This is a genomic window from Agromyces larvae, assembly GCF_022811705.1.
Taxonomy (GTDB): Bacteria; Actinomycetota; Actinomycetes; order Actinomycetales; family Microbacteriaceae; genus Agromyces; species Agromyces larvae.
In genome coordinates this window covers 1453193-1471600 of the sequence record NZ_CP094528.1, presented here as the reverse complement: position 1 = coordinate 1471600, position 18408 = coordinate 1453193, and the positions used below count along the sequence as shown (strand labels likewise).

The window sequence follows — 18408 nt, the reverse complement described above, 5'->3', positions numbered from 1 at the left end:
GGGGGCGGCCTGGTGTTCGACGAGGTAGACGAGGTGCGGGCTGCGCTGATCGACTCCAACGTGGAGTCGTACGTGGTGGCGCAGGCGCAGTACCAGGGCCGCACGGCCCTGCTGAACGTGGTCCCGGACGGGGACCTGACGTGGGACGCGGATGGGGAGATTCAGGCGTCGGGGTCGTTGCGGGTCGTGGGGTTCGGTGACGAGTTGCTGCCGAGGTCGCGTGACGCGCTGCTGGCGCCGTTCGGGCAGGAGGTCACCGTTTCCCGGGTGGTGCGGTTGCGGAACGCGGAGGCGACGATCCCGCTCGGTGTGTTCCGGATCATCGGGAACGACGGGGGTCGACGGTCGCTGCGGGACGGCCGGGTGCTGGACTGGGAGGTCGGTGTCGACCTCGCGGACCGGTTCCGGATGCTACAGCGGGGCAAGATCGTCGACCCGGCGTCACCTCCGACGGGGGCGTCGATGTGGAGCGAGTTGCAGCGGCTGGCGTTGTTCCCGCTGCTGCGGTCGGTCGAGGATGTGCCGGTGCCTGCGGGGATGGTGTACGACGACCGGATCTCGGCGGTGCACAACCTCGCGGCGCTGGTGAACGGGCGGCCGCGGCTGACCCGGCAGGGTGCGCTGACGGTGCTGCCGGCCGACCGGTGGCTGACGGAGAGCGTGCCGGAGTTCGATATCGACGGCACGATCAGCTGGGACGAGTCCCAGTCGGATGAGTTCTTCAACTTCGTCTGGGCGCACTCCGACGACGGCCAGTTCTCGGCGTTCGCGGTGCTGGATGACGACTCGGATCCGCGGAGCGTGGGCCGGGCGGGGCCGTCGACGTACGAGCATTCCTCGCCGGTGTACACGTCGCAGTCGGCGGCGCAGGAGGGGGCGCAGACGATCCTGACGCGGCTGGTGAACCGCAGGTCGCGGACGGTGACGGTCGAGGTCGGCGCGATCGGGCTGCTCCTGGACCTGTCCGACTTCGGGTGGGTGCGTGACCCGGTGCAGGGCAAGGCGGTGCTGGGTGAGGTGCGCGGCATCCGTGTCCCGAACGACCCGACTGAGCCGATCCGGTTGGAGCTGATCGTCGCGGAGGTGGCCTAGATGGTGAGCGACGAGCAGCGGATCTTCGAGCTGGCGCAGGGCCGATCCGACACGACGGAGGGTCTGTGCATCCGGATGGATTGGGATGCGCGCCTTGCTGAGGTCGACGTGAACGGGGTGACGATGAAGATCCCGGTGTCGGGGCCTCCGCCGTGGCCGGGTGACCGGGTGCGGATCATCACGGCCGGGTTGAAGCCGGTGTGCGCGCTGATCATGGGTGCCCCGATGGGGACGGTCCAGACGACGGGCAGCGGGATCGCGACGGTCGAGGGTGATGACCATGTGGTCTACCGGTACCCGTTCCTCGGGAGCGCGCCGGCGAACGCGGCGCGGGTGCGCTTGGACCACGCGGGCCGGGTGGTGCACGCCGGCGGGTACTCGGTGGAGCCGGAGGGGTCGGAGTATGTGCGCCCGGCGCCGCCGCCGACACCTGCTGGGGGTGCGGCCTGGTTCGGTCCGGCATGGTCGGGGAACTGGCGGTACGGGGGGTTCGCCGGGGACGCGGCTCAGATCTCGGACTCGAGGACCGCGGCCTACGGGTATGGCACGTCGATTGCGGACACGATCCCGGATGGTGCGTCGGTCACGCGTGCGGAGCTGCACCTGGTGCAGAACTGGGACAACGTGCCGGGCGTGGCGTCGTCGATGGGCTTGCACGGGTTCAACGGCCGGCCGGGGTCGATGAGCAACGCGAATCTCGGGGGGGTGTTCAGCGTGCCCGGTGGTTCCCGCGCGGTCGACATCCGCGGCGGAATCGCGGACGCGCTGAAGGTGGGCTCTGCGCTGGGGGTCGGGTTCCGCTCAGGCGCGACCGGGTGGCGGGAGTACGCTGCCGCACCCGCCTCGGGGCGTATCTACATGGAGTGGAGTTGATGCGGGATGGCTGATGTGACTGGCGCGCCGGTCCCTCTGGGAACGGATGAGTTCGACATTCCGGGGGATCTGGGCGCGTTGGCGGATCACTTCGGCGGGCAGGACATGTTCTCGGTCGCGAACGCTGCCGCGCTGCCGTCGTCAGACAGCTGGCCTGGCCGCATCCTCATGACCCGGGACACGAACACCTTGTATGTGCGGAACGGGGCTGACAGTGGCTGGCTGCTGTTGCAGCCGCCGTGGACGGCGTACACACCGACGTTGACGAACTTGAACCTTGGCTCGGGCGGGTCGGTGGCGAATCAGTGTGAGTGGCGTCGTGAGGGTGATCTGATCCGGGTTCGGTTTGCGTTCACGCTCGGATCGTCTGGGGCTTCCGTGTCGGGCATTCCTGCGTTCACGTTGCCGGTGACGGCGGCTGCGCTGTCGACGCCCGCGCAGCTCTACAACGGCGTCGCGACCCTGTACGACCTGTCCACGACGGTCACGTATGTGGCTGATATCGGAGCGGTGATCTCGTCGGTGTCGCAGGCGCGTGTGGTTGCGCGTGGTGGTGGTTCTGGGGCGGTGCAGCCGGTGTCTGGTTCGCAGCCGTTCTCTTGGGCGGCGGGCGATCAGCTTGTCGGCGAATTCACCTACAAGCCCGCCTGATCGGAGGAACTATGAGCTGGTCAAGGCATATTGCCGGGTCGATCACGACCCCGAACCGGTCGTCGCGTGGCGGTCGACCGGTGGTGGAGTTCATCATCCACCACAACGCAGCCCGCGGCGGGGCCGGGGTGCTCGAGATGATGCGTACCGGGTCGAAGCAGGTGTCCGCGAACTATCAGGTGTTCGAGGATGGGCGCGCGTTCGGTGTGGTGCCGCGTGAGGAACGGTCCTGGTCTGTGTCGAACGCGGCGTGGGATGGGTCGGCGATCACGTTCGAGATCGCGAACAACTCGGGTGCGCCGGGGTGGACGATCTCTGACGCGTCGTATGACACGGTGGCGCGGATCATCGCTGAGGATGCGGCGTGGGCTGGCATCCCGATCAACCGGTCGACGGTCCGCGGGCACCGTGAGGGTTGCGCGTTTGGGCATGGCGGGTCGTACTCGACGGCATGCCCGGGCGGGATCGATCTTGACCGTCTTGTGCGGCTTGCACAGCAGTATCAGTCGTCGCCCGCCGGCGGCGGCACAACCCCGATTCAGGAGGACGACATGACCCCCGAACAGGCTAAGCAGCTCAACGCGATCTACGACGCACTCTTCAAGAAGGATGTCGTGCCCGGCAGCACGACGGGCGGGCGCGGCATGCCCGGTGGTCTGCTCCGCATGGCGCAGATCCAGTACGACGCGACCTTCCAGGAGGAAGGCAAGGAGGCCGCGACCCGTGACGGCATCTTCGAGTCGCTGCGCAAGATCCGCGCGAAGCTCGGCATCTGACCGGGATGCCGATCAAGCGCATCTGGGCGGCCACCGTCTGGGCCAAGCACTCCGGCTCCACCCACGACTGGCGGTTCCGGGGCATCCTGACCTGGGTGCTCCCGGCGACGGACGCCCTGTTTCTCGCGTTCGGGCTGATCGGGTGGGCGGTCGGGGTGCAGACGGTGGTCGCGATCACCGGGCATGCCTGGCAGGGCTGGTGGTCCCTCGGCGTCGCCCTGGCCGCCGGTATCGCACTCGTGGGCAGTGTGTTCCCCGCCCTGTGGTGGCTCGAGCTGGCCGGCAAGGTTCCCCTCGTGGGCCTGCTGACCGTGTACGTGGCCGCGCTGGCGGTGCGTGGCGTGCCGACCGCGCTGCTGGTGATCGTGCTGCAGCTGCTGCCGCTGTGGCGTGTGCTGGACCTCTCGGGGGCGGTGCTGTGGCTGAAGAGCCGGGGTCGACTGTGAACGCCGAACTGCTCCTCACCCTGCTGGCCACGCTCGTCACCCTCACGATCGGTGTCGGCACCTGGCTGAACCACCGCCGGGCGAACGAGACCACGGCGGCGAAGGTCGAGGCCGAGATCGGCCATTCCGTGGTCGAGGACTATCTGCTGCTGGACCGCCGCGTCTCCGAGCTCGTCGAGCAGAAGCTCGGCCCGCTTCGCGAGGAGGTCGCGCAGCTGCGGCACCGGGAAGCGCAGTGGTCGCGGATCCTGCGCCGGGTGTGGGCGCAGTGGCCGAAGGAGCATCCGGCACCCGAGCTCGAGCCCGATGAGCTGCAGGCGATCGAGTCGACGCTGCCCCCAGGGTGGCTCGAAGAAAGGAGCTGAGCATGCTCATCCTCGAAGTCGGTGAAGCCGACGCACTGCTCGTGCCCGACACGATGACGGATGCCGCGATGTGGGCCGTGATCGTCGGGTTCTTCATCCCCGTGATCATCAACATCATCGTGTCCGCGACGTGGCCTGCGTGGGCGAAGTCGGTGACCGCGTTCGCCGTGTCAGCGGTCGCGGGCGCCGGGACCGCGTGGTTCACGGGCGCGTATGCGGGTCTCGGGATCCCGTCCGCGATCCTGCTGACGTTCGTGGTCGCGATCGCCGCCTACTCCCAGTTCTGGCGGAAGGTCGCACCGACGATGCAGCGCGGTTCCGCCCAGGCCGCATCCCACGCATCCGACGAAGCATCCGCGTAACCCGCCCCCGGCCCCCCGGCAGCTGCGCCCCGCCCTCAGCCCTCGCTGAGCGGCGGGGCGCTTCTGTCGTGCACCGCCGACGGGTGGATCAGACCGGCCGTGAGGAACCCGTCACGCCGCCCCCGACCGTTGTCATGCACCTGCGCCTGGTGGACCTGCTCGCACGACGCACGCAGGGTGCGGAAGTACCCGACGAGCTCGCGCGGATGCCGCTCCGGCCAGTACTCCGCCCGGTACCCGATCTCGGGGCCGCGACGGACGAGCCGCACCTCCCCGTACTCGCGACCCAACGAGTCGACCATCCGCCACACGCCGACCTCGATCTCGTCTGCTGCTTGCAGCGGATGCCAGCGCAGCTCCTGCCGGGCATGCGGGTCACGGGCCACTTCCACCTACTCTCAGATCCCGAGTAAGCGCGCCGGCCCGCGCGAGGCGTCGAGTCTACGACGACTGGCGATCAAACTGCATTCCGACACGTGGCTGGTGACATGGGCACCGAAGTGGTGGCAGACTGACCTGACTCGCAGGAAAGGGAAGTAGGGTTGGCGCATGAACAGCACGGGGAAGGCGACGCTTCGGGGTCTCTCCCACGGGGCGTTCGTCGGAGTGACGGGCGACACGAGCCGCCTTCGGGCGATGCAGACGGCCCTTCAGCTCTCTCGCCAGCAGAAGGTGCGGTCGATCGACAGAGCGCGGGCGACGCGGACACTGTCAGCGAAGTCCTCGAGGTAGCGCGGGCGTTCAGCGGGCCGCTCCCGCATGAGGGCACTCTCGCCGCATACGACGAGATTGTGCCGGGCAGCGCTCGCCAGATCATCGAAGCGCACGTCTACGGCGAGCGCGTCTCCGCGGATGCGATCAGGCGGCTCACCCGTGCCGAGGCCACGGCAGTTGTCGTGGGCGCCATCGGGGCACAGTTGCTCACCGTTGGAGGGTTGGTGGCAGCCGTTGTGCTGCTTGTTCTCGGTTACCCGGCGGCGGCGATCGCTGGCGTCATCCCTGCCATCCTCGGCGCCTCGGCTCAGATCGTGTCGGCATCGCGCCGCAGATCCCCCGAGTAGGCGCGCCGGCCCCGCGCGGCAGGCAGTCTACGCCGACGGCCTTGTGCGCCCATCCGCTCGGCGGCTAGTGTCTGTGGTGCAACGCTCCCCGCCTCAGCGGGGATGATCCGGGTGTGCTATGACGGCATCGCTTTGCTCCCCGCATTCGCGGGGATGATCCGAGTGTCATTCGCAGTAGTACCCTGCTCCCCGCCCTTGCGGGGATGATCCGGTTATCGAGTTGAGGGGTCACGTGCTCCCCGCCTTCGCGGGGTTACCCCAGCCACTTGTCGAGCGTGGGACGGCTCACCTTCGCAGCGCGGGCCACGTTGATCTTCTCCCCGCCCGCGCGCACGGTGTCGACCGCGACCGCCTGGATACGCGCCGTCAACTCGTCACGCCGACCCACGAGGGTGCGGAGCTCTTCGAGACCATCGGTGACAGCGGCGGACGCGTCGGGTGCGGCACGCTGCAGCAGGGCGTCGATCTGCTCGATGATCATCTCGGGCGCAGGCAGGTACTCGGTACCGGACGACTCGAGTTCGAACTTCGGGAGCTCGAGGATCAGCCACCACCTCTGCCCGTCATCGGGTCGGAACGTGAGCCACCCGTGCGGTGTCGGTGCCGTGTACGAGAGGTGCTGCCAGCGGCGGCCGCGGGGGGTTTCTCGGTCTGCGGTGTAGGCGGCGATGAGTTCGTACACGTCGCCGTGCTTCGTGGCGGGCATCGTTCAGTCCAATCCGGGGGTTCAGAGGTAGCGGCCGGCGTCGTCGGCCTGGACGTATGCGCCGCAGGCGTAGCAGATGCCGTGGTTGTCGGTCTCGAAGTGGTCGCAGCGGCCAACCGCGGGGATCATGATCTCCTGCTCGTCGACGAGCACCTTCGTGATCGCGTGACCTTCGACGGTGGTCGTGCCGATGATCCCGCGGGTGATGACGGGCACCGGCTCGCCGGCCTTGTTGGTCGCGGTGACGAGGTGGCGGAGCGCGGTCTCGCCGGTGATGAGGCGGGTCGCGTACAGCTTCTCGGTGAGGGCTGCGATGGCGAGGTGGCCGTTGTGCTTGGTGAGGACGATCTCGCCGTCGAGGATGCGGCTGGTGATGCTGGTCTCCGTGTTCATGTAAACTAGTTTACACGAAAGAACCAGAATGTCAAACGGTTTACACGAACTCACGACGAGCCCTCGGCGGTTCGATCCCGCCTCGGATGGATGCGCAGGCCCCACCCCGTAGTGCATCATGGCCCACATGGGGGAAGCATCGAACAACGTGACACGCCCAAGCCACCCGGCGCTCGCGAAGGTCTTCGACCAAGCGATCCAGTCCGGCCTCGAGGTCCGCTACGCCGACGAGCAGCAGGTCGTCGTGTTCCGGAAGAACCAGTGGGGATGCGGCGGCATCATCTTCCTGATCATCCTCGGCCTTCTGACGGCGTTCATCGTGCCGCTCGTTCTGTTGATCCTCGGCGCGTTCGCGCCTGGCGGGCAGGTGATCACGTACACGTTGAAGCCGAACGGGAAGCTCAAGAAGAAGACCCGGGCGGCGTCGTAGGTCTCCATTTGGTCTCCACTTTGGATCGTTCCCTAGGCTTCCCAGCGCCTACCGTGTCACGAGAAAGGCCTGATCAGGGAACATTAGGTAGCACGAGGTAACACGGTCTGCTGTCCAGTGGGTTCAGGGTTCAAGTCCCTGGGGGTGCACCATACAGAAGCAGCACGACAGAACCCTCGTCGACAACCCCGAGAGATCTCATCTCTCGGGGTTCGTCGGTTCTTCGGGCCCGGTCGCGGCTTATAGGCAAGAACGTGTGGATGGTGTCGGGCGTGTCATGTTCTGCCTGCCCATCCTGAGCGGGTCCAGAGGCCTTCTTCGGCGCTCAGGGCGGTGTCGTAGAGTGCGGGTCCGATGGGGTCTTCTGTCGGTGGTTCGACGTGTTTCGGTGCGGGCTGGTGGGCGTGCTTGTGTGCTTGATCGATGGGGATCTCGTGGAGGAGCAGGAACCATTCGGCGGCCCTTCGGCGGTGTTCGATCGGCATGCCGCGGTGGTGGCGGAGGAGGTTGCGGATCTGGGAGTTCAGGCCTTCCAAGCGTGAGGTTGCTCTTGGGTTGCCGTGCTCGAGGTTGGTGAAGATGTGTCCGGCTTGCGCGGCGCGGTGCAGGATCACCCAGGCTTTGCGGAGCCGGTGATGGGTGTACCCGAACTGGCCGTTGTCGTACATGCTGCGTTCTCGGGTGAGGTGCCCGTATTTCTGCCACCAGGCTTCGAGCGTGAGCCGCCAGGTGATCGCGTCATCGACCGTGTGGACATCGGTCAGGGCGAGCGCGATCTGTCGGAGTGCTTTGCCGGCGTGCAGGCGTGGTTTGCGTGTGAGTTCGCGGGTCACGTTCATCTGCAGGTGGAAGATACAGCGTTGGACCTTGGTGTCTGGCCAGGTTCGCGCGAGTGCGGAACGGATCCCGGAGCCCCCATCGGTGACGACCACGGTCGGTGGTGGGATCTGGGTGAACAGGGCTTCCCACGCGGCAGTGGACTCGCTTGCGGCCCATTGCCAGGCGATCACGGTCCCGGTCGAGGATTGCGCGATCAGGAGGCACCAGGACCCGACCCAGACGCCGTCGACGAGGACCGCGTCATGGACTTCACCGGTGATCGGCATGCGGGGTTGAAGGTCCCAGCACCAGGCGGTGTCGTGACGGAAGGAACGTCCAGTACCGCCGCCGAGCTCGGCCTGAGATGCTTTGCCCGTCAGCCAGGTCAGGAACCGGCGTAACTGCTCACGTCTGGTGACATCCGGACGTCGCCGTACGGAGGAGGCCCCGCAGTCCCGGCACCGCCACCGCTGCGTTCCGGCCGCGGTCGTCCCGTTCTTCACGAGCAACGATCCGCATACCATGCAGCGCGTCTGATTCGAGGGATGGTTCACGACTAAGGGTCGCGGACCATGACAATACTCGTGCTGCCGCGTGATTCCGCCGCGAGATCAAGATCCCATCCACACGTTCTTGCCTATAACCCCCGGTCGCTCCGACGCGCCCTGCACGCTCACCCCGCCCCGAGCGCAGGCTCGACGCCGAGCAGCACGAGGCATTCCCACCCGGATCCGGCGAAGGCGTAGAGCGCGAGCAGCATGCCGAACAGGGTCTCGCGGGTCGATCCGGTGCGCCCGAGCAGCGGCAGCGCGATGTAGCCGTTCGGCAGCCAGAGCAGCCGGAGCACCGGCACGGGGCGCAGCGATCGCGGAGGTCGGGGCACCCACGGCCAGAGCAGGCCCGGCAGCCCGCCGACGGTGAGCAGGTCGCCGAGCAGGTGGACGGCGAACCCAGCGGTGACCGCGAGGGGGAACCAGGCCGCCTGCTGCGGTGCGAGCAGCGCGATGAACGTGCCGAGCAGCAGGCCGCAGAACCAGGCGAGCGGCCACGACGCCACGAAATCGCGGGCCCGCAGCCCGAACGCGGTGAGCGCCGCGGTGCCGGCGCCCGCGCCGAGCGCGATCTGCTCCGCCCCCAGCGCGGTGCCGACCGAGCCGATGCCGAGCGTCTCGGCGGGCAGCACCACGAGCGACAGCGCCCACGAGGCGACCGCGACCACCATGACCGCCAGTGCCGAGTGCGCCCCGTGCCGGTGCCCTCCGGTCAGTTCGCCGACGACCGATGTGGCCAGGCGGCCGAGCACGGGCACCGACTGCGCGATGGTGGCGCTGCGGTGGTCGGCGTCGGGCAGCAGCGCCGCACCGGCGCACACGGCCGCGCCCGCGAGTACGCCCGTGGGGTCGAGCGGATGCGCGCCCAGGGTGAGCACCGGCATGGTGCTGGTGAGGGCCACCCACGCTGCGGCGCCGCTCGTGGCGTGCGTGATGCCCATCATGACCGTGCCGAACCCATGATCGTGCCGACCCTCCGCGACGTGGAACGGCCCGCCTCGAGGCGGGCCGTCGACCAGTCTGGCGGCACCCGGCGACATCCGCGGGCCGCCTGTGCAGAACCCGGCCGGCGCGCGATGATCGGTGCGCGTCAGTCGTCGGCGCCGCGCGCGATGAGGGCCTCGCCCATGCCGTCGGCGGTGCGCAGCGCCCGCACCACGACGGGCACCGCGATCGCGCGCATCGAGCGTTCCGCACCTCGGGCACGGCGTGCGTCGAGCACCTCGCGCACGATCTCGGCCATCAGCGGCACCGCCCGGATCGTCATCGCGAGCACCAGACCGACCCGGTCGGCGTCGATGCGCCGGCCGAACGGTCGGATCGCGCGCTGCAACGCGTCGAGCATCGCGGTCACGGGGGTCGTGAGCGTCACGAGCGCCGCGAGCGCTACGCACGCGACGATGCGCAGGCCCACCGTGGCGGCCTGTTCCCAGCCGGCGAAGAGGGCGTTCAGGGGCACCGCGAGGAGCAGGATCCATCCGATCGGGGCGAGCTGGCGCACGAGCGTGCGCAGCGGGATGCGGGCGAGCGCGAACAGCGCGAGCACCGCAGCGCACGCGATCGCGGTCGCCCACCACGGGCGCAGCAGCACGACGACGATGACGGATGCTCCGAGCAGCACCAGCTTCCACCCGGCGGGTGTGCGGTGCAGCAGCGAACCGCCCGGCACGTATGCGCCGATCACGGCGACTCCACGGCGGCGATCAGATCGCGGTAGGCCTCGAGCGCGACCTGCGGCACGTCGTCGGCGACGATGCGGCCGGCATCGACGACGAGCACCCGGTCGAAGTCGGCGACCGTCTCGAGCCGGTGGGTGACGATGACGAGCTGCTGGTCGAGGGCGGCGAAGTGCCGGTCGACGAGTGCCGAGTTGCGGGCGTCGAGCAGGGTCGTCGGCTCGTCGGCGACGAGCACCGCGGGCTCGGCGACGAGCACCGCGGCGAGCGCGAGCAACTGCTTCTGCCCGCCCGACAGGCGGTGCGCGGGCCGGTCGGCCAGGTCGGTCAGCCCGAACCGGTCGAGGGCGCGGTCGACGCGCTCCGCGGCATCCGCTTCGCTCAACCGCAACCGGCGCAGCGAGAACGCGACGTCCTCGCGCACCGTGGGCATCACGATCTGCGTATCGGGGTTCGTGAACACGAACCCCACGCGGCGGCGCACCTCGCGCCCGTGCCGCGCGACGTCGAGGCCGTCGACGAGCACTCGCCCCTCCGAGGGGTCGACGAGCCCGTTGATCATGCGCGCGAGCGTCGACTTGCCGGACCCGTTCGCCCCGACGATGCCGATGCGCGGCTCGCTGAGCCGCAGCGACACGTCGACGAGCACGTCCGCACCGTCGAATCGGTGCGTGACGTGCTCGAAGACGATCTCGCTCATTCTCCGGCCGCTGCCTCGGTCGCCGTCGGGGCGGTCACGGAGCCGGCGACGGATGCCTCGCGGCCGCGCCGCGCCCACGGCCAGTCGCGGGCGGCGATGAGCCCGGGCCAGGCCCGGTGCACGGCGGCCGCGACGAGCGCGGTCACCACGGCCTTCGCGATGTCGCCGAGGAGGTAGGGGAGTGCACCGACCAGGAACGCCTGCCAGAGCGGCAGGTGCAGGGCGGCCGCGAGCCACGGCACGCCGATCAGGTACACGACGAGGATGCCGCCGACGAGGTTGGCGACGAGCAGGGTCACGAGCCGCAGGCGCGGGGCGAACCGCGCGGCGATCCACCCGATCACGAACGCCGCCGGGATGAACGCGAGGAGGAATCCGCCGCTCGGTCCGGCGAGCACGCCGAGGCCGCCGCTCGCGCCCGCGAGGATCGGCAGGCCGGCCAGGCCGAGGGCGACGTACACGGTGACCGCGAGCGCGCCCTTGCGCGCCCCGAGGATCGAGCCCGCGAGCATGACGCCGAGGGTCTGCAGGGTGATCGGCACGCCGACGCCGACCGGGATGGCACCCGGCAGGGTGAGCGCGGCGATGAGTGCGGCGAAGACGGCGATCTGGGCGAGGTCTCTCGCGGTGGAACGTGCGGCCCGGCTGGCCGTGGGCTCGGCTGCGGTCATAGTCGTGCTCCCTCGTGTCGGTGCGCCGGTCGGCGCGCGGGCGGTCGCCCTGCGAACACGCTAGGAAAGACGGATGCCTCGGCGAGGCCGTTGCCGTACAAGAATCGGGCCCGGATTTTGGACCGGGCGGGCCCGGGCCGGTGCCGACCGGTCAGGCGGCGTGCGCGACGGGTTCGTCGGCGGTGGCGGCCGGCTCGGCCGTCTCGTGCGCCGCGTCGGCCGCGACCTGAGCCGGCTCCGGCGCGTCGACGGTCGGTTCGGCCCAGACGACGAGCGGCGCCGGCTCCCAGCCGAGCACCATCGACATGTCGTCGGAGTCGACGACCACGGCGACCTGCTCGCGCTCCTCGAGGATCGCGCGCGTCAGTTCGGCGGCGATCTGGTGCGTGAGCATCGCGTGGAAGATGCGATCGGTGTCGCCGTCGGAGCGGCGGACGACCGACCAGCCCCCGCCCGGCCCGAGGAATTCCCCGAGCTTGGCGTTCAACAGCTCGAAGATGTGCTCGCCGCGCAGATCGGCCGCAGTGGTAGGGCGTGCGGCCGTCGGTGCGACGTGGTGGGCGGCTTGCGCGGCCTGTCGCGCGCGGCGCCAGCGGCGGAACATCGTCGGTCCTCTCGTCGCGGGTTTCGGGGTGCTGTCAGTCTGGCCCGTGCTCGGGCCGGACTGCCAATTGACACGCCGTCAGCGTCGAGGCCGACCCGCGACTACTCCAGTTCGCCCTGTTTCGCGTCCTCGGCGACGGTGCCGATCGCGATCGCCAGGCTCGCAGCCCACGAGACCCACATCAGCAGGAGCCGCCAGTCGCGGGGACCCGCGATCGTGGCGCGCACGACGCCGATTCCGCTGAAGATCGCCGCGAGCACGGCCCCGCTGAAGAGGTACTTGCGCATGGGCTCACGCTACCGCCGCGCCGCGGCGCGCTGGGAGTCGTCCGTGAATCTGCACGATCGGTCAGGATCTGACCGATCGGTCAATTAGCGTCGTCGTATGCCCACCGACCTTCAGGCCCCCGCCCGCCTCCGCGCGAGCGACGAGCTCCGCCAGGCCGCGCTCGAACAGTTCGCCTCGGCGGGCTTCGCGGGCACCTCGCTGCAGCAGATCGCCGCGCACGCCGGGTACGCGAAGTCGAGCGTGCTCTACCACTACGCCTCGAAGGAGGCGCTGCTGGAGGCCGCGGTCACCCCCGCGGTCGACGCGCTCGATGAGCTCGTCGCCGAGTTCGTGCGCGACGGGCGTTCCGGTGCCGTGCGCGGCGAGTTCGTCGAACGGTTCGTCGACTTCCTGCTCGGCCACCGGCTCGCGGTGCACATCGTCGTGAACCAGGCGCAGTCGCTGCACGGGCTGCCCGTGATCGACCGCGCGAACGCGGTCATCCGCACGCTCGCCGAGGCGATCTGCGCCGACGACGCGCCGCTGATCGAACAGTTGCGCTTCGGCGTCGCGCTCGCCGGAGCCGTGTACACCCTCGTCGCCGGGGCCACCTTCCTCGACGACGACCCGAGCTTCGAGACCGACCCCGCCGAGGTCCGGGATGCGCTCGTCGCCGTGCTCACCGAACTGCTCGTGCCGGCCTCCGGCCGCTGATCCGAAGGGTCTCCGATGGCACTGCTGCTCCGCTCCGAACCACTCGTGCCGTTCGCCGGCCGCTGATCCGAAGGGTCTCCTCCGATGGCATTGCTGCTCCGCTCCGAACCACTCGTGCCGTTCGCCGGCCGCTGATCCGAAGGGTCTCCTCCGATGGCATTGCTGCTCCACCGCATCGGGCGGTTCGCATTCCGCCGCGTCTGGCTCGTGATCGGCGCGTGGGCGCTCGCGCTCGCCGCGTTCCTCGGCGCCGGGGTCGGGCTCGGCGGTCAGCTCCAGGAGTCGTTCGCGATCCCGGGCACCGAGTCGCAGGAGGCGATCGACCACCTCGCCGCGGTGTTCCCGCAGACGGCGGGCGCGCAGGCGAAGGCGGTCGTCGAGGCTCCCGACGGGGCATCCGTCGAGGACCCGCCCTTCCGCGACGCGATCGCCGCGATGGAGACGGAGCTCGAACAGGTCGACGGCGTCGCGAGCGTGCTCGGCCCGTTCGACGAGTACGCGGGCGATCAGGTCTCCGACGACGGGCGCACCGCGTACCTCCAGGTCCAGTTCGACGGGTCGGTCGCCGAGGTGACGGATGCCTCGATCGAGGCCGTGACCGCGACCGGCGCGATCGCCGACGACGCCGGCATGGCGGTGGCGTTCGGCGGCGAGGTGTTCCAGGAGACGAGCTTCGGGCTGACGCTCACCGAGGTGTTCGGCGTGGTGTTCGCGGGCGTGGTGCTCGTCATCACGTTCGGGTCGCTGCTCGCGGCGGGGATGCCGCTGCTGACCGCGATCCTCGGGGTCGGGCTGGCGTTCGGCGGCATCTCGATCGTCGCCGCCTTCGCACCGGTGTCGAGCACCGCCCCGATGCTCGCGGTCATGATCGGACTCGCGGTCGGCATCGACTACGCCCTGTTCATCCTGTCGCGGCACCGCACGCAGCTCGCCCGCGGGCAGGATCCGGAGGACAGCGCGGCCGAAGCGGTCGCGACCGCGGGCGGCGCGGTCGTGTTCGCCGGCCTCACCGTGATCATCGCGCTGCTCGGCCTGCTCGTGGTCGGCATCCCGTTCCTCAGCGTGATGGGGGTGGGTGCCGCGTTCGCCGTGCTCGTCGCGGTGGCCGGGGCGGTCACGCTGCTGCCCGCGTTGCTCGGCGTCGCCGGTCGCCGCCTGGTGCCGAAGCCGGGGAGCCGGGCGCACCGGCGGGCGGTCGCGCACGACGAGGGCGGCAAGCGCACCATGGGGCGCCGTTGGGTCGACCTGGTGCTGAAGGCGCCCGCGGTGTTCCTCGTGCTCGTCGTCGGGGTGCTCGGCACTGCGGCGATCCCCGCGGCGAGCCTCGACCTCAACCTGCCGAGCGACGCGACCGCAGAGCCGGGCAGCGCACAGCGCGAGGCGTACGACCTCATCGCCGACGGCTTCGGCCCCGGCTACAACGGCCCGCTCATCGTGACGGTCGACATCACGCAGACGACCGACATCTTCGACGACCTCGACGAGATCGGCGACCGCATCGCTGCGCTCGACGGCGTCGCGTACGTCGGGCAGGGCCTGCCGAACGAGACCGTCGACACCGCGATCATCCAGGTCATCCCCGAGAGCGCGCCGAACGACCCCGAGACCAAGCGCATCGTCGAGGAGATCCGCGAGCTCGAACCCTCGATCGCCGCCGACTTCGGCACCCCGATCGCCGTCACCGGCTACACGGCCGTGTCGATCGACATCTCGAACCGGCTCGACGACGCGCTCATCCCGTTCGCGCTCATCGTCGTCGGCCTGTCGATCGTGCTGCTGCTCATCGTGTTCCGCTCGGTGTTCGTGCCGCTGAAAGCCGCGCTCGGGTTCCTGCTGTCGGCGTTCGGCGCGATCGGGCTGACGGTCGCGGTGTTCCAGTGGGGATGGTTCGCCGACCTGCTGCACATCGAGCCGGGGCCGATCCTCAGCTTCCTGCCGATCCTGCTCATGGCGGTGCTGTTCGGCCTCGCGATGGACTACGAGGTGTTCCTCGTGTCGGGGATGCGGGAGGAGTATGTACGGTCCCTTCGACAGGCTCAGGGAGCGGGGGCGGCCGAGGGAGCCGGGGCGGCTCAGGCCCTTCGACAGGCTCAGGGAGCGGAGGCGGCTCAGGCCCTTCGACAGGCTCAGGGAGCGGGGGCCGAAGGTGCCCCGAGCGTGTCGAAGGGCGAGCCCCGCACCGCGATCGTGCACGGGTTCCAGCACGCCGCGCGCGTGGTCACGGCCGCGGCGCTCATCATGTTCTTCGTCTTCTTCGCGTTCGTGCCCGAAGGGTCCGGCGTGATCAAGGGCATTGCGTTCGCGCTCGCGGTCGGCGTCGCGTTCGACGCGTTCCTCGTGCGGATGACGCTCGTTCCCGCCGCGATGGCGCTCGCCGGGCGCGGGGCGTGGTGGCTGCCGAGGTGGCTCGATCGTGCGCTGCCGTCGGTCGACATTGAGGGCGAGGGCCTTCGCGACCACCTCGAGCAGGCCGCATGGGCGGCCGGCTCAACCGCCGTGATCCGCGCTGAGCGCGCCGTGTTCGGGCTCGCCGACCGGCCGGTCGGCCCGGTCGACGTCGAGGTGCCCGCGGGCGGGCTGCTGCTCGTCGAGGGCGAGCCCGTCGACCGCCGCATCGTCGCCGCGACGCTCGCGGGCCGGCTCGAGCCCGTGTCGGGCCGGGTCGCCGTGTTCGGCCGCCCCCTGCCGTCGGAGGCGGGAGCGGTCGCACGCCGGGTCGCGATCGCCGAGGTCGCGGCCGGCGACGGCAACGCGCGCACGGTGGGCGAACAGGTCGGCGCGCGCCTCGACGCGACGCGTGCCTGGTACCGGCTGTGGCCGTCGCGCCGCGCCCGGCGGGTGTGGGTCGAGCGGGCGGCGCAGGCCTCCGGCGCGGCCGCATCGGATGCCTCGCCCGACGCCGTTTCGAACGCGTCGGCGCCGTTCGCCGAGGACACCCCGGTGGCCGCGCTCGGTGCGGTCGACCGCACCCTCGTCGCGCTCGCCGCGGCTCTCGCCGAGAAGCCCGACGCCGTCGTGATCGACCTCGACGACGAGACCGGCGCCGACGACGCCCGTCTGTGGGCGGCCGCCGCGGCGCTCGTGCCGCGGCAGGTCGCGGTCATCGCCGGAGTCGCCCCCGGCCGCCCCGCCGCGGCGTTCGCGGCGCGAGGCATCCGAACCGTCCGTCTCAGCCCCGTGATCCAGGAGGCCATCCGATGAGCACCAGACTCCAGGCCCTGCTCGGCACCGGCGTGCGTCGTCGCCGCACTCGGGCGGCCGCCCTGCTCGCCACCGTCCTCGTCGTGCCGCTGGCGGTCGCCGGCATCATCGCCGGCGCGCTCGGCGGCGCCGACGACCGGCTCGACGCCATCCCCGCGATCGTCGTGAACGACGACGAGATGGTCACCATGACCCTGCCCGACGGCACCGAGCAGCCGGTGCTCGCGGGCCGCCAGCTCGTCACCGAGCTCACCGGCCCCGATTCCGCCGGATTCTCGTGGACGATCTCGAACGGCGACGAGGCGGCCGATCTGCTCGCCTCGGGCGACGCGTACGCGGTGCTCACCATCCCCTCGGCGTTCTCGGCCTCGGTGACCTCGCTCGGCGGCGCCGACCCGACCCAGGCGCAGCTGCAGATCCGCACCGACGACGCGCACGGCTACCTCGCGGGCTCGGTCGCGCAGTCGGTCGGCACCGCGATGACCGCGGCCTTCGGGCAGCAGCTCACCGCCCAGTATCTCGAGGGGTTCTACGCCGAACTGGCCGGATTCGGCGGCTCGCTCGGCGAAGCGGCCGACGGCGCCGGGCAGCTCGCGACGGGCGCCTCCGGCCTGGCCGACGGTGTCGGTCAGCTCTCGGGGGGTGTCGCGCAGGCGGCATCGGGGGCCACGGATGCCGCGACCGGCGCCGCGGCGTACGCCGACGGCGTGCGCCGGTACACCGAGGGCGTCGACGGCATCGCGGCGGGCCTCGGCGACCTCGGTCGCGGTGCGGCCGGACTCGACGAGATCTCGAACCAGTGGGACGCGTATACGGGCGGCATCGCCCAGGGCGTCGACCAGGTCGAGCAGGCTGTCGGGCCGGTGGCCGACCGGTTCGCCGCCCTGCTCGCCGAACACCCCGAACTCGTCGAGCAGTACCCGCAGCTCGCCGAGGCGGCCGGCACGATCGACGGCGTCCGCGGGCAGCTCGGCCGGCTCGCCACCGGCGGGCAGCAGCTCGCCGCGGCATCCCGCGGCGCCATCGACGGCGTACAGGGCGGAATCGACGGACTCGCCGGCGGCGCCGCGCAGCTCGCGACCGGCTCGGCCGGCCTGCGCGACGGCGCGACCGGACTCGCGTCGGGCGTCGGCGAGCTCGCGACCGGCCTCGGGCAGCTCTCCACCGGAGCCGGCGAGGCCGCCTCCGGTGCGGGGCAGCTCGCCGACGGCACCCGCACGTTCGCCGACGGGCTCGCCTCGGGCGCCGAGCAGGCGAAGGCGCTCACCGACCTCGACGCCGAGCGCACCGCGAAGGTCGTCTCCGAGCCGGTCGTGGTCGACGCCGCGCGCGACCACGAGATCGAGGGCACCGGCGGCATCATCGCCATGCTGTTCGCCCCGATCGGGCTGTGGGTGGGGGCGCTCGCGATGTTCCTCGTGTTCCGGCCGTTCGGCCGCGAGGCGCTGCGCAGCACCGCGTCGACCGGCGGCCTCGTGTGGCGCACGCTCGCGCGCGCCGGGCTGGTGGCGCTCGTGCAGGCGGCCGCCGTGGTGGCGCTCGTGCACACCACGCTCGGCGTGAGCTGGAGCGTGCTGCCGCAGACGCTCGCCTTCTCGGCGCTGCTCGCGCTCGCGTTCACCGCGATCCACGCGTTCCTCACGGTCGCACTCGGCCGGGGCGGGGCGATCGTCTCGCTCGTGCTGCTCGCCCTGCAGCTCGCCGCGACCGGGGGACTGCTGCCGGTCGAGGTGCTGAGCGGGCCGTTCCAGGCGATCAGTCCGCTGCTGCCGCTCACCTGGGCGGTCGACGGGATGCAGGCGATCGTCGCGGGCGCGAGCGGTGGCGCCGTCGCCGGGGCGGCGGGCGTGCTCGCGGCGATGGCGGCGGTCGCGATCGCGGGCACGGCGCTCGTGGTCGGCCGGAGGCGGGGCATCCGCTCGATCGGGTTCGCCGCGACCGCGCTCGGCTGAGCGCGGTCGCAGCGCCCGACCGGTCGCAGCGCCCGACCGGTCGCAGCGCCCGACCGGTCGCAGCGCCCGCTCGGTCGCGACCCCTGCGCGGTCGCAAC

General features: G+C 70.8%; 22 protein-coding genes. 12 read left to right on the top strand and 10 right to left on the bottom strand.

Translation table 11 applies throughout. The features are described from left to right. Window positions 1-12 precede the first annotated feature (12 nt). The 7 genes from MTO99_RS06840 to MTO99_RS06810 all read left to right on the top strand — a co-directional run bounded on the left by MTO99_RS06840 (window position 13) and on the right by MTO99_RS06810 (window position 4565). Complete coding sequence (locus MTO99_RS06840; protein ID WP_243558065.1) at window positions 13-1092, top strand: hypothetical protein; 1080 nt, start codon at window positions 13-15, stop codon at window positions 1090-1092. Then, on the top strand, window positions 1093-1965 hold the full coding sequence (locus MTO99_RS06835; protein ID WP_243558063.1) for a hypothetical protein: 873 nt from the start codon (window positions 1093-1095) through the stop codon (window positions 1963-1965). Between the two features lie 6 nt (window positions 1966-1971). Then, window positions 1972-2616, top strand: a complete 645-nt coding sequence (locus MTO99_RS06830) for a hypothetical protein (protein ID WP_243558062.1) — start codon at window positions 1972-1974, stop codon at window positions 2614-2616. An 80-nt stretch (window positions 2617-2696) separates the two neighbouring features. Then, on the top strand, window positions 2697-3392 hold the full coding sequence (locus tag MTO99_RS06825; RefSeq protein WP_243558060.1) for a peptidoglycan recognition protein family protein: 696 nt from the start codon (window positions 2697-2699) through the stop codon (window positions 3390-3392). A gap of 5 nt (window positions 3393-3397) precedes the next feature. Beyond that, window positions 3398-3838 (top strand): hypothetical protein, encoded by a 441-nt coding sequence (locus tag MTO99_RS06820; protein WP_243558059.1) that lies wholly within the window; start codon window positions 3398-3400, stop codon window positions 3836-3838. Further along, complete coding sequence (locus MTO99_RS06815; RefSeq protein ID WP_243558058.1) at window positions 3835-4203, top strand: hypothetical protein; 369 nt, start codon at window positions 3835-3837, stop codon at window positions 4201-4203. The genes MTO99_RS06820 and MTO99_RS06815 overlap by 4 nt, the downstream gene beginning before the upstream one ends. 2 nt (window positions 4204-4205) lie before the next feature. Further along, on the top strand, window positions 4206-4565 hold the full coding sequence (locus MTO99_RS06810; protein ID WP_243558057.1) for a hypothetical protein: 360 nt from the start codon (window positions 4206-4208) through the stop codon (window positions 4563-4565). 35 nt (window positions 4566-4600) lie between these two features. Here MTO99_RS06810 and MTO99_RS06805 read toward each other — a convergent pair whose 3' ends face one another. Continuing rightward, window positions 4601-4951, bottom strand: coding sequence for a hypothetical protein (locus MTO99_RS06805; RefSeq protein ID WP_243558056.1), 351 nt, complete (start codon window positions 4949-4951; stop codon window positions 4601-4603). A 405-nt stretch (window positions 4952-5356) separates the two neighbouring features. On the opposite strand from MTO99_RS06805, the gene MTO99_RS06800 reads away from it, so the two are divergent. Beyond that, the gene (locus MTO99_RS06800) at window positions 5357-5626 is read left to right on the top strand and encodes a hypothetical protein (RefSeq protein ID WP_243558055.1); all 270 of its coding nucleotides are present in this window, start codon (window positions 5357-5359) and stop codon (window positions 5624-5626) included. Between the two features lie 253 nt (window positions 5627-5879). Here the strand turns inward: MTO99_RS06800 and MTO99_RS06795 are convergent, their stop codons facing one another. Next, window positions 5880-6332 (bottom strand): hypothetical protein, encoded by a 453-nt coding sequence (locus tag MTO99_RS06795; protein ID WP_243558054.1) that lies wholly within the window; start codon window positions 6330-6332, stop codon window positions 5880-5882. A gap of 21 nt (window positions 6333-6353) precedes the next feature. Continuing rightward, window positions 6354-6725, bottom strand: a complete 372-nt coding sequence (locus tag MTO99_RS06790) for a hypothetical protein (protein ID WP_243558053.1) — start codon at window positions 6723-6725, stop codon at window positions 6354-6356. A gap of 127 nt (window positions 6726-6852) precedes the next feature. Here MTO99_RS06790 and MTO99_RS06785 point away from each other — a divergent pair, with 127 nt between their 5' ends. Beyond that, on the top strand, window positions 6853-7155 hold the full coding sequence (locus MTO99_RS06785) for a hypothetical protein (RefSeq protein WP_243558052.1): 303 nt from the start codon (window positions 6853-6855) through the stop codon (window positions 7153-7155). A 275-nt stretch (window positions 7156-7430) separates the two neighbouring features. On the opposite strand, the gene MTO99_RS06780 is transcribed toward MTO99_RS06785, so the two are convergent. The 7 genes from MTO99_RS06780 to MTO99_RS06750 form a co-directional block, all read right to left on the bottom strand. Continuing rightward, a complete protein-coding gene (locus MTO99_RS06780) occupies window positions 7431-8498 on the bottom strand; it encodes an IS1249 family transposase (RefSeq protein WP_243558879.1) in 1068 nt (355 codons plus the stop codon). A 149-nt stretch (window positions 8499-8647) separates the two neighbouring features. Then, complete coding sequence (locus MTO99_RS06775; protein WP_243558051.1) at window positions 8648-9565, bottom strand: metal-dependent hydrolase; 918 nt, start codon at window positions 9563-9565, stop codon at window positions 8648-8650. Window positions 9566-9615: 50 nt separating this feature from the next. After that, window positions 9616-10209 (bottom strand): energy-coupling factor transporter transmembrane component T family protein, encoded by a 594-nt coding sequence (locus tag MTO99_RS06770; RefSeq protein ID WP_243558050.1) that lies wholly within the window; start codon window positions 10207-10209, stop codon window positions 9616-9618. Continuing rightward, on the bottom strand, window positions 10206-10901 hold the full coding sequence (locus MTO99_RS06765; RefSeq protein WP_243558049.1) for an energy-coupling factor ABC transporter ATP-binding protein: 696 nt from the start codon (window positions 10899-10901) through the stop codon (window positions 10206-10208). Before MTO99_RS06765 ends, MTO99_RS06770 begins: the two co-directional genes overlap by 4 nt. Further along, on the bottom strand, window positions 10898-11572 hold the full coding sequence (locus MTO99_RS06760) for a biotin transporter BioY (protein ID WP_243558045.1): 675 nt from the start codon (window positions 11570-11572) through the stop codon (window positions 10898-10900). Before MTO99_RS06760 ends, MTO99_RS06765 begins: the two co-directional genes overlap by 4 nt. Before the next feature lie 151 nt (window positions 11573-11723). Beyond that, entirely contained in the window at window positions 11724-12176 is a 453-nt protein-coding gene (locus MTO99_RS06755) for a hypothetical protein (RefSeq protein ID WP_243558043.1), read from the bottom strand. Between the two features lie 101 nt (window positions 12177-12277). Then, window positions 12278-12463 carry a hypothetical protein gene (locus tag MTO99_RS06750; protein WP_243558041.1) on the bottom strand — a complete coding sequence of 62 codons (186 nt, stop codon included), beginning with the start codon at window positions 12461-12463 and terminating at the stop codon, window positions 12278-12280. A gap of 97 nt (window positions 12464-12560) precedes the next feature. Between MTO99_RS06750 and MTO99_RS06745 the strand changes: the two genes are divergently transcribed. From MTO99_RS06745 to MTO99_RS06735, 3 genes are all read left to right on the top strand, one after another. Then, window positions 12561-13157, top strand: coding sequence for a TetR/AcrR family transcriptional regulator (locus MTO99_RS06745; protein WP_243558039.1), 597 nt, complete (start codon window positions 12561-12563; stop codon window positions 13155-13157). 153 nt (window positions 13158-13310) lie between these two features. Then, the gene (locus MTO99_RS06740) at window positions 13311-16358 is read left to right on the top strand and encodes an MMPL family transporter (RefSeq protein ID WP_290428401.1); all 3048 of its coding nucleotides are present in this window, start codon (window positions 13311-13313) and stop codon (window positions 16356-16358) included. Further along, window positions 16355-18310, top strand: a complete 1956-nt coding sequence (locus MTO99_RS06735; RefSeq protein WP_243558037.1) for a YhgE/Pip family protein — start codon at window positions 16355-16357, stop codon at window positions 18308-18310. Before MTO99_RS06740 ends, MTO99_RS06735 begins: the two co-directional genes overlap by 4 nt. Window positions 18311-18408: the final 98 nt, after the last annotated feature.

Coding starts and splice junctions, on each gene's coding strand:
- MTO99_RS06835 (WP_243558063.1), top strand. CDS start 1,093: ATGGTGAGCGACGAGCAGCGGATCTTCGAGCTGGCGCAGGGCCGATCC.
- MTO99_RS06830 (WP_243558062.1), top strand. CDS start 1,972: ATGGCTGATGTGACTGGCGCGCCGGTCCCTCTGGGAACGGATGAGTTC.
- MTO99_RS06820 (WP_243558059.1), top strand. CDS start 3,398: ATGCCGATCAAGCGCATCTGGGCGGCCACCGTCTGGGCCAAGCACTCC.
- MTO99_RS06810 (WP_243558057.1), top strand. CDS start 4,206: ATGCTCATCCTCGAAGTCGGTGAAGCCGACGCACTGCTCGTGCCCGAC.
- MTO99_RS06795 (WP_243558054.1), bottom strand. CDS start 6,332: ATGCCCGCCACGAAGCACGGCGACGTGTACGAACTCATCGCCGCCTAC.
- MTO99_RS06790 (WP_243558053.1), bottom strand. CDS start 6,725: ATGAACACGGAGACCAGCATCACCAGCCGCATCCTCGACGGCGAGATC.
- MTO99_RS06785 (WP_243558052.1), top strand. CDS start 6,853: ATGGGGGAAGCATCGAACAACGTGACACGCCCAAGCCACCCGGCGCTC.
- MTO99_RS06780 (WP_243558879.1), bottom strand. CDS start 8,498: ATGGTATGCGGATCGTTGCTCGTGAAGAACGGGACGACCGCGGCCGGA.
- MTO99_RS06775 (WP_243558051.1), bottom strand. CDS start 9,565: ATGTCGCCGGGTGCCGCCAGACTGGTCGACGGCCCGCCTCGAGGCGGG.
- MTO99_RS06765 (WP_243558049.1), bottom strand. CDS start 10,901: ATGAGCGAGATCGTCTTCGAGCACGTCACGCACCGATTCGACGGTGCG.
- MTO99_RS06760 (WP_243558045.1), bottom strand. CDS start 11,572: ATGACCGCAGCCGAGCCCACGGCCAGCCGGGCCGCACGTTCCACCGCG.
- MTO99_RS06755 (WP_243558043.1), bottom strand. CDS start 12,176: ATGTTCCGCCGCTGGCGCCGCGCGCGACAGGCCGCGCAAGCCGCCCAC.
- MTO99_RS06750 (WP_243558041.1), bottom strand. CDS start 12,463: ATGCGCAAGTACCTCTTCAGCGGGGCCGTGCTCGCGGCGATCTTCAGC.
- MTO99_RS06745 (WP_243558039.1), top strand. CDS start 12,561: ATGCCCACCGACCTTCAGGCCCCCGCCCGCCTCCGCGCGAGCGACGAG.
- MTO99_RS06740 (WP_290428401.1), top strand. CDS start 13,311: ATGGCATTGCTGCTCCACCGCATCGGGCGGTTCGCATTCCGCCGCGTC.
- MTO99_RS06735 (WP_243558037.1), top strand. CDS start 16,355: ATGAGCACCAGACTCCAGGCCCTGCTCGGCACCGGCGTGCGTCGTCGC.